This is a genomic window from Butyrivibrio sp. WCD2001, assembly GCF_000424485.1.
Classification (GTDB): Bacteria; Bacillota; Clostridia; order Lachnospirales; family Lachnospiraceae; genus Butyrivibrio.
Genome location: NZ_AUJZ01000001.1, coordinates 342,490 through 356,603 on the forward strand (window position 1 = coordinate 342,490; position 14,114 = coordinate 356,603).

Annotated in this window: 11 protein-coding genes; all 11 read right to left on the reverse strand. The window is 39.9% G+C overall.

Going from position 1 to position 14,114, the window contains the following annotated elements:
- Positions 1-12: 12 nt before the first annotated feature.
- The 11 genes from G630_RS23205 to G630_RS0101580 all read right to left on the reverse strand — a co-directional run bounded on the left by G630_RS23205 (position 13) and on the right by G630_RS0101580 (position 14,111).
- Entirely contained in the window at positions 13-2,634 is a 2,622-nt protein-coding gene (locus tag G630_RS23205) for an Ig-like domain-containing protein (protein ID WP_026497520.1), read from the reverse strand.
- A gap of 67 nt (positions 2,635-2,701) precedes the next feature.
- Complete coding sequence (gene rsmD / locus G630_RS0101535) at positions 2,702-3,250, reverse strand: 16S rRNA (guanine(966)-N(2))-methyltransferase RsmD (protein WP_022759947.1); 549 nt, start codon at positions 3,248-3,250, stop codon at positions 2,702-2,704.
- On the reverse strand, positions 3,247-5,484 hold the full coding sequence (locus tag G630_RS0101540; RefSeq protein ID WP_022759946.1) for a DNA gyrase/topoisomerase IV subunit A: 2,238 nt from the start codon (positions 5,482-5,484) through the stop codon (positions 3,247-3,249). The genes rsmD and G630_RS0101540 overlap by 4 nt, the downstream gene beginning before the upstream one ends.
- A 64-nt stretch (positions 5,485-5,548) precedes the next feature.
- Positions 5,549-7,471 carry a DNA gyrase/topoisomerase IV subunit B gene (locus tag G630_RS0101545; protein ID WP_022759945.1) on the reverse strand — a complete coding sequence of 641 codons (1,923 nt, stop codon included), beginning with the start codon at positions 7,469-7,471 and terminating at the stop codon, positions 5,549-5,551.
- Between the two features lie 37 nt (positions 7,472-7,508).
- Entirely contained in the window at positions 7,509-8,378 is an 870-nt protein-coding gene (locus tag G630_RS0101550) for a DegV family protein (protein ID WP_022759944.1), read from the reverse strand.
- A 66-nt stretch (positions 8,379-8,444) separates the two neighbouring features.
- On the reverse strand, positions 8,445-10,508 hold the full coding sequence (recG, locus tag G630_RS0101555; protein WP_022759943.1) for an ATP-dependent DNA helicase RecG: 2,064 nt from the start codon (positions 10,506-10,508) through the stop codon (positions 8,445-8,447).
- Between the two features lie 4 nt (positions 10,509-10,512).
- Entirely contained in the window at positions 10,513-12,294 is a 1,782-nt protein-coding gene (locus tag G630_RS0101560) for a DAK2 domain-containing protein (RefSeq protein ID WP_155831918.1), read from the reverse strand.
- Between the two features lie 16 nt (positions 12,295-12,310).
- The gene (locus G630_RS0101565; protein WP_022759941.1) at positions 12,311-12,673 is read right to left on the reverse strand and encodes an Asp23/Gls24 family envelope stress response protein; all 363 of its coding nucleotides are present in this window, start codon (positions 12,671-12,673) and stop codon (positions 12,311-12,313) included.
- A gap of 149 nt (positions 12,674-12,822) precedes the next feature.
- The gene (gene rpmB, locus G630_RS0101570; RefSeq protein ID WP_022759940.1) at positions 12,823-13,008 is read right to left on the reverse strand and encodes a 50S ribosomal protein L28; all 186 of its coding nucleotides are present in this window, start codon (positions 13,006-13,008) and stop codon (positions 12,823-12,825) included.
- 146 nt (positions 13,009-13,154) lie between these two features.
- Positions 13,155-13,688 (reverse strand): hypothetical protein, encoded by a 534-nt coding sequence (locus tag G630_RS0101575; protein ID WP_026497522.1) that lies wholly within the window; start codon positions 13,686-13,688, stop codon positions 13,155-13,157.
- A gap of 24 nt (positions 13,689-13,712) precedes the next feature.
- Positions 13,713-14,111 (reverse strand): GerW family sporulation protein, encoded by a 399-nt coding sequence (locus tag G630_RS0101580; protein WP_026497523.1) that lies wholly within the window; start codon positions 14,109-14,111, stop codon positions 13,713-13,715.
- Between the last annotated feature and the right edge of the window lie 3 nt (positions 14,112-14,114).

Sequence of the window (14,114 nt, forward strand, 5' to 3'; positions counted from 1 at the left end):
AAATCCTCTTTTTTATCTAACTTTTACAATACAGGTTGCCTTGTGATTTCCATCCTCGGATTTAACAGTAATCTTGGCTTTTCCTGGACTTAATGCTACAAGATTGCCATAAGCATCTACTGAAACAACACCGGGTTTAGAGCTCTTCCAGGTCACATTCTTATTTGTTGCCTTTTTGGGGTTGAACTTAACTCCGAGAGTATAAGTACTACCCACTGTAAGTTTTAATTTCTTCTTGGTAAGTTTTACGGATCTTACACGTTTAGCTTTTTTTACAATGACAGTAACTTTCCTTGAAATTCCGCCATCACGTGTCTTACATGTAATAAAGCATTTACCTGGTTTCTTACCTGTAATAATACCGTATTTATTGACTGTCGCAATTTTCTTATTGCTTGACTTGAACTTTATGCTCTTATTAAAGGCCCATTCAGGGAATACAGCTGTGCCGATTGATGCTTTTGATCCGGCATAAACGGTGATTTTTTTTGCGGATACATCAAGACCTTTTACTCTTCCGTCTGTAACTATGAGTCGGCAACGAGCCTTTTTTCCGCCATATGCAGAGGTTGCGAAGATTTCGCATTCACCGTTCCTTATACCCATTACAAGACCGTTATCACTAACAGTGGCAACTGTCGTATCAGAAGAATTCCATCTGATACCCTGCTTGGAATTTGCGGGGAGACAGGTTGCACTAAGCTGTAATGGTGAACCAACCGCAATTATAGCATTGGCCTGACTTATAGCAACGCTTGTGGGTTTAACAAAACTGCCTTCGGAACCGTTATAATCAGTACTGCTTACAGGATAAACTCTGTAGAAATCAGCTGTTGCATATTCCGGATACCTAATGTGATAAATGCTGTCAAAAGCTACTTTTTTATTATAATCGACACGACTTCCTTTTAAGAAGTTATCGGTTTTTGCAGGTGTATTGTGGCCGGGTCTGGGATCATATGCGTCCCAGGTGCCATCAACATAATAATATATATTGCCAAGTTGTACTATATTCCAACCATGACCCGAATTCTGATCACCTTCCTCTGCAAGACCTGCAACTAATCTTGAATCAATTCCAACTGAAAGCATAATTCTGTAGAAAAGAAGAGAATACCCTTCACATACCGTATTATTTAAGCAAGCTGCAGAATAACATGAGTAGCCAATAAACTTGTTTGGATTTGATATAGTTTCATAATCATAAGATATGTGCGTGGTTATATATCTATATGTATTATAAATTTTCTGGTAATCAGTACCCTTATTTAATCCATTATTCTTAATTATTTGATCAATCTTCTGAGTTGTAAGTACTTCCTGCGCAGCATCATGATTATATACGAACATAAGCTGTATACTACCGTATGTGTAATTGTCGGCATAAGCAATGGAAGACTGTCTTGCAATTTGATGGAATGCCCATCTAACATAATCGCCTTCATTAGGAACACCGGTGTGTTCCCAAATAATGGGAAGCATAGGATTTAATATAGTGGTCTCGTTATACAGATCCGGCAATTTGAAATTAATCATTACAGAAGTCTGTCTTGCTTTAATTGCCTCTCTTGCAACCTCTGCCATCTCCTGAATTGAAGTGCATTTTCCGCCTGATGAAAGAAGTGATTTAACATTTACGGTTGAGTCAAGCTGTGACGCAAGCGTGTTAAGTTCATTCTGGCTAACGGCAATTCTGTTTTCATAAACGGGATTTACTTCTGCTGTTGCCGCTGTTGTCTCGAAATTAAGTACTACAGCTACGTCATAAACTGAGAAACTTTCGGCATCATAAGATACAACTGTTTCTTCGCCATCACCGTAAACATCTGTGGCATTCTCTGTTACATCAGCAGGAACCTCTGTTGTAGTGGCATCATCCTCGATATGGAACACCTGAACGGAAGTACTTTCGTTCTCTGAATTAGCATCAGAAAGCTTATCATTTAATGTTATTTCTACAGAAACATTTCCATCAGGCTCAAACTCCTGACCATCCTTTAAAAGTGTTATATCAAATGATGCGGAATCGTAAACTACGGATTCAGCAGGAAGTACATCATTTACAAGATCATCTACCTTCTGGCCGCCAACCTTTTTTACCTTTTTGATGTCAACTGTTGTACCCTCAGGAACAATCCCCTCTTCTGCATGAAGCTTAATTATATAGCCATCAATCTCTTTTTCAAAATCAAAAGGCCCGGGAGCCTGCGCATTTCCATCCGAAACAGCTGCTTCATTTGCAGCATTGCCATCTGAAACGGCATCAGCTGAATTATTCAGATCTTCTTCAGTTTCAGCTTCAGTAATTTCTTCGTTTTCTGATACATCCGGATTTTCATTGGATTCATTTTCTGCAGGAACAGATTCTTCTGAAGCGGGAGTATCAATTGCCTCTTCAGTTTTCTCCGGTTCTTTTGTGGTTTCTTCTGATTCAGTTTCGGCAGGTACTTCTTCCTCAGCATTACCGTCTGAAACAGATAAGAGATTTACATCTTCAGTCTCTTCAATTGTCTGCAGAAATTCAGCGGAGTTAACTTCTTCCGCTTTTACGCTTAAAGGCGCTACGCCTTCTGCAAACAAGGCAGCACTTAGTACAAGCGCTAAAACACTTTTTCCCCAAATTTCTTTTCTCACTTACTCTCTTTTCCTTTCTGTGTACCCCTCTCACAGAAAATATATAATCATATGTTTTCGCGTGGCATTAAGCCTTTTTCATGAAAACATGCTGATTTGTCTTATATCTCTTTTCTTTTATGATTTCAAAACCATTTTCTTCAAAAACTGATAAATCCATATCAAGACTACATTCAGCTATGAGCATGGTATATTCTGTGACATAAGGTAATCTTCCAAGTAACTCAAAGGTTCTCTCATATAGTCCCGACTCATAAGGCGGATCCACAAATATTATATGAGCTTCCTTTTCGTTGACATTTTTTAAGCCGACCAGAACATCAGACTTTAATACAGTAGCTCTGTCCTCAAAATGAGTTGTCTGCAGATTCTGATTGATACACTTAATTGCCTTGATATTATTCTCTATAAAATACGCTCTTTTGGCGCCTCTTGATAAAGCTTCAATTCCAATACCGCCGCTGCCGGCGAAAACATCTATAAAAATAGCACCCGGCACATCATTTTGAAGCATATTAAAAAGAGTCTCTTTTATACGGTCCTGCGTAGGCCTGGTATCATTCCCCTCGGGAGTTACCAGTTTTAGCCTTCTTGCTTCACCTGCTATTACTCTCATAATCTCACCTTTGTACCCTTTGTATCTCTGCTTGTGATTTTTAGATGATCAAGAGCTAAGGCTTTTCCGTTATGCTCTATTGAAAGATCATCCGTTTCCCTTAAATAATAAACATCTCTTACAAGGTCTTTTGCTCCAAGTCTCATACCGCGAACGCCCACGGCACCTTTTTTCTTCTCAGGGACATCTGTAACATTGAATCTCAGGAAGAAGCCGTTTTCTGATTGTAGCACAACAGTACTGATTTCGTGAAGTTCATGAACACTGACAACTTCATCATCTTCCGCAAGCTTTGTGGCTGCAACGGATCTTCTGGATACATCAAATTCTCCGCCGTCGACAATCTTCATATTAGCCTGCTTTGTAACAAACATTATCCTGTAAAGGTTAAGGCTGCTTTGGCTTGCTACATATATAATCTGATCACTTGTCGTGTCGAAATCACTGACATTATCAATAGGAACACCCTTGTCACGCATCCTTCCCGCAGGAAGATCCATTGCCTTTATGGTATGAAGCGTTCCGTTTGCAGTAAAGACGCAGACCTTTCCGGTGTTCTTCATTACAAACGAATATTTAAAGTCATTCTTGATAGTCTCAAGATTCTTCTCATAAGTTGTTACATCAATTGTCTTGGCATATCCGAAACGGTCCATAAGGAATGCAACATCAATCTCCTCAATGGGCTTCTCTTCGTAAACAGCATCTTCAACGTTATCAACAACAGTGCGTCTCTTCACATTGTATTTCTTCTTGATTTCTGAGAGTTCATTCTGAATTACAAGTGACATGGACTCGTGATCTTCAAGAATATCCTCATAGCGATATATCTTGGCGATTGTGTCTTCGTGCTCCTTAACAAGAGCTTCAAGTTCGAGACCGATTAATTTATATAGCCTCATCTCAAGAATGGCATCAGCCTGTCTCTCTGTGAAAAGAAGCTGTGCAGCCATAGCTCTTGAAGCCTCACTCTTAAATCTGATTCCCTCGGTATTACCGTTTACAAGACAGTCCTTAGCCATAGGTCTGTCCTTGGAACCTCTTAAAATTTCAATTACAATATCAATTACGTTGCAGGCTTTGATGAGACCTTCCTGGATCTCTTTCTTATCCTGTTCCTTCTTAAGAAGTGTTGTATATTTTCTTCTTGCTGTCTCAAACTGAAAATCGACAACTGATCTCATTATTGATGAAAGACTCATAGTCTCGGGTCTTCCATCACAGATAGCAAGCATATTTACGCCGAATGTATCCTCAAGTTTTGTCTTCTTATAGAGAAGATTCTTGAAGTTCTCAACATCTGTATCTTTCTTAAGCTCAATTACAATTCTGATACCTTCCTTAGAAGACTGGTTGGATATATCGATAATGTCATTGGTTATTTTCTTCTCAGCAAGCTCAGCCACGTCAGAAAGAAATTTACCTATTCCGGCACCAATCATGGTGTAAGGAATCTCAGTAACTACAAGATTTATATGTCCTGCTTTTCCTTTTTCAACTTCGACCTTACCTCTTACTCTTATCTTGCCCTGACCGGTCTCATAAATAGCGCGAAGTTCGTCCTTGTTTGTGACAATGCCGCCTGTAGGGAAATCGGGTCCTTTTATATATTTCATGAGCTGCTTGGCGGATAACTCCGGATTTTGCATATAAGCAATCTCAGCATCAATAACCTCTCCGATATTATGAGGAGGTGTGCTTGTAGCCATACCAACAGCTATACCTTCAGATCCGTTAATAAGGAAATTCGGTATTTTTACAGGCAAAACCGAAGGTTCTCTCTCGGTCTCGTCAAAGTTGGGGACAAAGTCAACAACATCCTTATCAAGATCAGCCAGGAAATTTTCCTGAGTAATCTGGGCAAGTCTCGCCTCTGTATAACGCATGGCAGCGGCACCGTCTCCCTCGATATTGCCAAAGTTACCATGACCGTCAACAAGCGGAACAGCCTTCTTGAAATCCTGAGTCATCACAACGAGCGAATCGTAAATAGAACTGTCACCGTGAGGATGATATTTACCCATGGTATCGCCGACAATACGTGCGCTCTTACGATATGGTCTGTCATATCTGATTCCAAGCTCATACATATCGTAAAGAGTTCTTCTCTGAACAGGCTTAAGACCATCCCTGATATCAGGAAGCGCTCTTGCCACGATAACACTCATAGCATAATCAATATAAGATTTTTGCATTATCTCCGAGTATTCGGAGCGAATTAATCTTTCTTCCATTTATACCTCATCCGTCAGCTTAGCTGACACCTTATCTGTGCTTTTTAACGCAGAAGGCAATTATTTAAATATCAAGCTCAGCATCGGTTGCGTGCTGATGAATAAAATCTCTTCTTGGCGGAACTTCATTACCCATAAGAAGCTCTGTCATATGTGATGCCATCTTGGCATCCTCAATCTCAACGAGTCTCATCATACGATTCTCGGGATCGAGTGTTGTCTCCCAAAGCTGTTCGGGATCCATCTCTCCAAGACCCTTATATCTCTGAAGTGTAAAAGACCCCTTGTGATTTTTTCTGTATTTTTCAAGAGCAGAATCATCATAGAGGTATTCCTCTTTTCCTCTGCTCGGGATAGCCTTGTAAAGAGGCGGCATAGCAATATAAACATGCCCCTCGAAAATAAGCTCAGGCATGAATCTGTAGAACAGAGTAAGCAAAAGCGTCGCAATATGAGAACCATCGACATCGGCATCGGCCATGATAACTATCTTGTCATAGCGAAGCTTTGAAATATCAAAGTCATTGCCGTAGCCTTCTGAAAAACCACATCCGAACGCATTGATCATAGTCTTGATCTCAGCATTGGCGAGCACCTTATCAATACTTGCCTTTTCAACATTAAGAATCTTACCTCTGATAGGAAGGATAGCCTGAAATTCACGGTTTCTTGCCATCTTGGCGCTGCCGCCCGCAGAATCTCCCTCGACGATGAAAATCTCACACTTTGAAGCATCCTTACTAATGCAGTTAGCCAGCTTTCCGTTGGAATCAAATGAATATTTCTGTTTTGTTAAAAGATTCGTCTTGGCTTTTTCTTCGGTTTTTCTGATCTTTGCTGCCTTTTCGGCACAACCGATAATAGATTTTAATACTTCAATATTTCTGTCAAAAAATCTTGTAACTTCATCACCGGTAATCTGCGAAACAATCTTGGCCGCATCCTGATTATCAAGCTTGGTCTTTGTCTGGCCCTCAAATCTTGGGTCCGGATGCTTGATACTGACAACAGCAGTCATACCGTTTCGCACATCAGTACCGTTAAAGTTGGCATCTTTTTCTTTAAGAGAACCAATCTCTCTGGCGTATTGATTGATAATATTTGTAAACATGGTTTTAAAGCCGGTGAGGTGTGTTCCACCTTCGGCATTATAAATGTTATTACAAAAGCCAAGAATGTTTTCATGGAATTCGTTGACATACTGAAAAGCCACATCAACTGAGACTCCGTCGCTCTCTCCGCTATAGAAGATTACATCTGTAACTGCTTCCTTGGACTTATTCATATCTCTGATAAAACCGGTAATGCCTTCAGGCTCATGGAATTCTATATACTCCTCTGTACCCGGTCTGTCATCAATATAAATAATAGTTAGATTCGGATTAAGATAAGCGGTCTCATGAAGTCTGGATTTTATATCTTCTTCTCTGAATCTGGTTTTTTCGAAAATTGTAGGATCGGGTAAAAATGATATGGTTGTACCATGTTCTCTTGTTTTACCGACAGGCTCAAGAAGTCCATCCTTAAGTTTGACAGTGGGAACGCCTCTCTCATAAGCGTCTTCATATATCTGACCATCGGTTTTAACCTGAACCTTTAGCCAGGTAGATAAAGCGTTAACAACAGAAGAACCTACACCGTGAAGTCCACCACTGGTCTTGTATGCAGCGTTATCAAACTTACCACCTGCATGGAGCATAGTCAGTACAACACGTTCTGCAGTAATTCCCTTGGCATGCATACCAACAGGGATTCCACGACCATTATCTTCTACCGTAGCACTTCCGTCAGGATTGAGTGTCACTGTTATCTGTGAGCAATATCCTGCAAGATGCTCATCCACAGCATTATCCACTATTTCGTAGACAAGATGATTGAGTCCCCTTGTTGAAACACTTCCTATATACATACCGGGTCTCATTCTAACGGCTTCGAGACCCTCCAAAACTGTAATGCTTGAAGCATCATAGTTATTATTTACTGACATAAAACTTCCCAACCTTACAAAACTTTTTTCTTACTTTTTATACATGTATTTTTCTTGATGCAGCAATTGCCAAGGCTCCGGGCCCGATATGACAGGAAACCACGAGTGATAGCGGATCCATATGCATCTCATATCCTGGGAAAGCAGCTTCAACCTCACCTTTAAATTCGTTTGCCTTTTCAAGATCATATGAGTAGGCGCCGCTTAAGTGAACATCATGCGCATCAATTCCACCAAATCTGTTCTCAAAATCCGAGAGCATGGCATTAATCATAATATTCTTACCTTGAGTTGCGGTTCTTGCTTTAGCAAAGGCATCAAGTTTTTCGCCCTGGATCTGCAAAACCGGTTTGAGTTTTAACAAAGTACCAAGAGCTGCTGCGGCAGGTGTTATTCTTCCGCCCTTTTTAAGGTAGTACAATGTATCAAGCATAATATAAATACTTGACTCAAATTTAACCTCTTCGAGCTTGTCCTTTATTTCCTTGCCGTTCATTCCTTTATCTCTAAGCTCTATTGCATCGAGAACAGACTGCCTCATTGTTACTGAGATTCTCTGATTATTGACAACAAATACTTTGCCCTCATAATCATCGGATGCAAGCATAATTGCTGTCTGACATGAACTGCTCAGGCCGCTGCTGAGAGGTATATATACAATCTCATCATATTCTTTAAGCATTGCATCCCATAGCTCAAGAAGAGCGCCGGGGCTGGGCTGACTGGTTGATACATCGGCTCCATCTGCAAGCTTTTTGAAGAAATCCTCCTGAGTAAGATTAATTCCTTCTAAATACTCAACACCATCAATCATAAAAGGAGTAGGAATTACTTTTATTCCAAGTGCTTCACCATCTGCAGGCATAATTCCGCTATTTGTATCTGTTATGATTGCTACTTTTGACATGTTATCCTCCGAGAAAATATACAATATATTGTATTATTCGAACACATACTCTACTAAATTTTACTTTTATAATGCCGTAAAGTCAAATGAATTCGATATAAGCCACTGCTTTAATGGGCTGTTTTCTTCCATGATAAAATCCGGATCTTCTGAAAGCAGCCTGTCGGCAAGTGCTGCTGCTTCCCTAATAAGTGCAGCATCCTGATAAATATCAGCAACGTGAAATGACATTTCTCCGCTTTGTCTTATTCCGAATAAGTCACCCGGGCCTCTTTGTTTTAAATCCTCTTCAGCTATGACAAAACCATCGTTGGAATGATTCATTATATCAAGCCTTTGTTTAGCTTCTTCGCGACCGGAAGTATTTATAAAAATACAGTATGACTGGTCCTTTCCTCTTCCAACTCTTCCGCGAAGCTGATGTAGCTGTGCAAGACCGAAACGTTCAGAGTTTTCTATCATCATCACAGTTGCATTCGGAACATTAATGCCGACTTCAATGACTGTTGTGGATACAAGAATATCTATTTCACCTCTTGCAAACTCTTCCATAATGCTTTCTTTTTCGGACGGTTTTTGTTTACCGTGAAGCGTACGTATTCTAATATCAGACGGCATGGAATCTCTAAGCTTTTCTGTATAATCAGATACATTTTCAAGCCCATCCGTTTCGCCCTCTTCAATCATCGGACATATTACATATGCCTGATGTCCCTTTTTGACCTGATCCGCAATAAATTTATAAGCAGTGGGTCTATACTCAGTGCCAACGACACAATTCTTAATAGGAATTCTTCCTTTTGGCATTTCATCCAGTATAGAAATATGAAGGTCTCCGTAAAGAATAATTGCAAGCGTTCTGGGAATAGGCGTTGCACTCATCGCAAGAATATGCACATTTTTTCCTTTTTCAGAGAGTCTTTCTCTTTGCTGGACGCCAAATCTATGCTGTTCATCAGTAATAACAAGAGAAAGATTATTATAATTTACCTTCTCCTGTATAAGCGCATTGGTACCGATAATCAGATTATAATCACCGTTCTCGATACCTTCCTGTGCTATCCTTTTTTCCTTTACAGAAAGTGAACCTACAAGCAGAATAGGTGTAATGGGAAGATTATACCGCTCTTTCATCTCTATGAAACCTTCATAATGTTGCCTGGCAAGAACTTCTGTGGGTGCCATAATTGCACCCTGATAGCCATTTTCGGCAGTAAAAAGAAGCGATAAAAATGCAAGAATGGTCTTTCCGGATCCAACGTCGCCCTGTATCAGTCTGTTCATAACATTTTTGCCGGTCAGATCACTTTTTATATCAGCCCATATTTCGAGCTGCTTTCCGGTAAGCTTGTAAGGAAGCCTGTCAATTAATGAATCTGACTGTATACTTAATTTATAATCATAATCATTTATTGACTGTTCTTCATATCTTTTGAGAAAACGCAGTCTGAGAATAAATTCCAGTATTTCATTAAATGCTATACGTCTTCTTGCAGTAGAAAATTCTTCCATATTTGCAGGAAAATGTATTTTCCTTACTGCCTCTGAGTAGTCCATAAGCCCTAATTGTCTTCTTATATATGAAGGTAGCATCTCTTCCAAATACGGAGTTGAAGGAATTGCCTGCTTTACGGCTTTTATTACAAGCTGATTGGAAAGCCCTTTGACAAGCGGATATCTGGGTTGCATAGAACCCATAATTTCAAGATAGTCCTCTGTTTTGAACATTTTGGGCTGTTCCATAACAAATGAATTACCTTTTTTTTGAACAAGACCTCGGAAAACATAATATTTTCCCGGTTTGATATTGTTCCTCATAAAAGGCATATTAAAATACGTGATTTGTAATGTGCCTGTAACATCCCCTGCTTTGAATGTAAGAATGCTTAAATTTCGGACTTTCTTAACAGCAATATTACCTACAGCGGTAAGTCTGACTGCACTAATCTCTCCTGAAGCTAAGTCTGAAACATTTTTTATTTCTTCGCAGATATCGTAATCTCTCGGAAAATATGAAAGAAGGTCTTCTACAGTCTTTATTCCGCACTTTTCAAAAAGGGCGCTGCTTTTATCGCCAACGCCCTTTAAAGAAGATACATGTTCAATTAAGGATGGATTTTTATTTACCATCTTATTACTCCGCACTCACAATGTAATAGTAAATAGGCTGACCACCATACTGAACTTCAACATCACAGCCTGAGAATTTAGCACTGATTCTATCGCTTAGAGCAGATGCTTCTTCTTCCTTGATGTCAGAACCATAATACAGGCTGATAAGTTCGGTAGAGTCATCTACAATCTTATCGATCATCATCGCTGTAACATCTTCAATATCAGAACCGACTCCAAGAATTCCGTTGTCGCCGATTCCCATGTAGTCACCCTGTTTGATTGTGACATCATCTATCATCGTATCGCGAACAGCATATGTAACCTCACCGGTTTTTACTGTTGAAATAGCTTCTTTCATGCCCTCTTCATTCTCTTCTACAGATGTTCCGGGCATGAAGTTGATAGCAGCAGTGATACCCTGGGGTACAGTCTTAGTGGGAATAACAACAATTTTCTTATTGTCACCCTTATCTTCCATCATAATCTTTGCCTGATTAGCGGCGAGTATTATGTTCTTATTGTTGGGTAATACAAATACAGTATCGGCATTGACTCTGGATGCAGCATCGAGAATGTCCTCTGTACTGGGATTCATAGTCTGTCCGCCTTCAATTACATAATCAACGCCAAGACCTCTGAATATCTCTGCAAGACCATCGCCTGCACATACTGCAACAAATCCGATATCCTTGTGCTCTGAATTAACAAACTCAAGCTCAGCTTTCTTTTCAGAAACAGGAGTCTGGTCTTTCAGCGGAATATCATCATCTCTGTTATAAGTTGGAGTTGACTCAGCGGCTCCATTAATCTCAGTATCTATTTCCGCATATACTCCGTTCTGTGTCTCGTGGAAAAGCTTTTCACGGTGCTCCATTCTCATGTTATCAATTTTCATGTTTGATAACTGGCCATACATAAGAGCACGCTGAATAGCAAGTCCGGGATCATTACTGTGAACATGAACTTTGCAGATTTCATCATCGGCAACCATAACAATACTATCGCCAATTGATTCCAGAAATGCCTTAAAATCTATTTCCTGCTTAACATTTAAAGGTTTACTTAAAAGGACTATAAATTCTGTACAATATCCAAATTTAATATCTACTTCGGCTGTTGCCTGAGCTTTTGATGCTACCGGTGTTGCTGCTGCTTCATCTATTGTGTAATCAATCTCTTTTCCGAGATATGCATCAAGAGCTCCCTTAAGAACCTGCATAAGACCCTGTCCGCCGGAATCAACTACGCCGGCCTGCTTAAGAACAGGAAGCATCTCAGGAGTTTTATTTAATACTTCGTCGCCGTACTTTATGATTTCTTCAAAGAAAGGCTCAAGATCTTCAGCGCCTTCCTTTGATAACTCCATAGCCTTTTCCGCAGCACCCTTTGCAACGGTAAGAATTGTTCCTTCTTTAGGCTTCATTACTGCTTTATATGCAGTCTCAACTGCTTTATCAAAAGCGGTTGCAATTATTGAAGCATCCAGTTCATCATAATCACGGACACCCTTTGTAAAACCACGAAGAAGCTGTGAAAGGATAACGCCGGAGTTACCTCTGGCTCCGCGCATAGCGCCGGAATAAATACTTTTGCAAAGGCTTCCCATATCAACATCTTCTGGAAGGTTCTTTACATCCTTTGCAGCAGACATGATAGTCATTGTCATATTTGTTCCTGTATCTCCATCAGGAACAGGGAAAACGTTAAGCTCGTTTATCCACTCTTTTTTTGCATTCAAATTACTTGCGCCTGCAAGAAACATTTTCTTTACATCAGACGCTTTAATAGTGTTAGCCAAAATTCTACCCTCCTTGACCTTAATCGATGACACGAACGCCTTCGACGAAGATGTTTATCTTCTCAATTTCAAGGCCGGTGAATTCCTCAACCTTGTACTTAACATTATCTATAAGGTTATCGGTTACAGCGGAAATGCTTACGCCATAAGCTATGATTACATGAAAATCAAGTGTAAGCTTTCTGTTGGCTCCGACAGTAACATTAATTCCTCTCTTGATGTTATCTTTCTTCAGAAGACTGACAAGTCCCTCAGCCACATTTACATTAGCCATGCCGACAATACCAAAGCATTCATTGGCAACAGCGCCTGCGTACTGAGCAATTACTTCATTATCAATTGCAATACTTCCCATATGAGTGTTCATTGAAGTAGACTTCATACTGCACCTCCATTAAAATCGCATATAACAGATTATAAACTAATTAAGCAAAAAATAGAAGTCAAAAAGAGTTTTGCTACCAAAACCCATCTGCTAAGATAAAAAAAGGACTCACTTTCGTGAATCCTTTTAATACTCATCTGCAATAATTAAGCACGCTCAACCTTTTTGGATCTGAGACAGCTTGTGCAAACGTTCATTCTCTTAGTACCGCCGTTAACCTTAACTGCAACCTTATGTACGTTAGCATTCCAGATTCTATTGCTCTTTCTATGGGAATGGCTTACGTTGTTACCGAAATGAACGCTCTTGCCGCATACTTCACACTTAGCCACTTTGACACCTCCTTATAAGCCATATTTTAATCAAATGCATCAAGCGAATAAATAACTACATAAATATATTCGCAACATCACACATGATATCAGAAATGGTAAGCAAATGCAAGCAAAAAATAATTATTTAATTAATAATCTTTTATTTAAGCCTTCATATAAGTATCAAATTGGCGAAGAAGAATATTATATTCTTCATTGATCATATCGCAGAGCTTATGATCACCGCATAGATTATCCGGATGATATATCTTCATAAGATCACGATATCTCTTCTTTAGAGCAAGAAGCGAATTGACACCCTGGAAGAAAAATTCCGCTCTGCTATACTCATCCTCTCTCAGGTACCCCTTCTCCTGTTCGAGTTTCTTCCATTCCCGCTCCAGCTTCTTCTTGTCTGCATTGAGCTTATCAAATCCGTCCTTAAGGATCTCTATCTGCTGATCAAATAGAGCCTGATCATCCTTAAATTTTTGCTTGTCATGCTCAAACTGACTTCTTTCAGACTGAAATTTTGCGCGGAATCTTTCCATTTTTGCTTCAATTTCAGCAACTTTTGAGTCAACAGTCTTCTGCTCTGCTTCAAGTCTCTGACTTTCTTTATAAATCCAGAGTCTCATCTCAAAGAGCTCTTCCTCGGTTGCTTTGTCGATTCTTTCTTCACTAATAAACTTTTCCATACGGAACCCCCTAAAACCGTAAAACTACTCCAGGTTCTCTTCTTCAGGAAAGGCAATATCAACCGCGCTGTCATCATCCATCATGTCATTGCCGCGATTCATGAAGCGGTCAGCTATATCGGGAACAAGATCAAGGACCTTGGTTACCGCATCCTGGTTCTTTATATTAACAAGCTTTGTCTGACCATTTTTTATAACAAGAACCGCGCTTGGAGACATTTTTGCCGCAAAACCGCCGGCCCCTGAATTCTTCTTGTCTGCATTACTTGCACCCGCACCCACTCCGAAGGATACATCCACGAGAGGGACAATTATTGTATCGCCGACCTTAGTGGCTTCACCTACTACGGTCTTGGCTCCCATAATTGTATTCATGCCATTCATTAGAGAATCTACAACGGAATTAAAATTTGAATCTCCCATAAA

Bases quoted from the DNA above. Each gene is read 5' to 3' on its own strand.
- rsmD (WP_022759947.1), bottom strand. From the start codon at position 3,250: ATGAGAGTAATAGCAGGTGAAGCAAGAAGGCTAAAACTGGTAACTCCC.
- G630_RS0101540 (WP_022759946.1), bottom strand. From the start codon at position 5,484: ATGGAAGAAAGATTAATTCGCTCCGAATACTCGGAGATAATGCAAAAA.
- G630_RS0101545 (WP_022759945.1), bottom strand. From the start codon at position 7,471: ATGTCAGTAAATAATAACTATGATGCTTCAAGCATTACAGTTTTGGAG.
- G630_RS0101550 (WP_022759944.1), bottom strand. From the start codon at position 8,378: ATGTCAAAAGTAGCAATCATAACAGATACAAATAGCGGAATTATGCCT.
- recG (WP_022759943.1), bottom strand. From the start codon at position 10,508: ATGGTAAATAAAAATCCATCCTTAATTGAACATGTATCTTCTTTAAAG.
- G630_RS0101565 (WP_022759941.1), bottom strand. From the start codon at position 12,673: ATGAAGTCTACTTCAATGAACACTCATATGGGAAGTATTGCAATTGAT.
- G630_RS0101575 (WP_026497522.1), bottom strand. From the start codon at position 13,688: ATGGAAAAGTTTATTAGTGAAGAAAGAATCGACAAAGCAACCGAGGAA.
- G630_RS0101580 (WP_026497523.1), bottom strand. From the start codon at position 14,111: ATGGGAGATTCAAATTTTAATTCCGTTGTAGATTCTCTAATGAATGGC.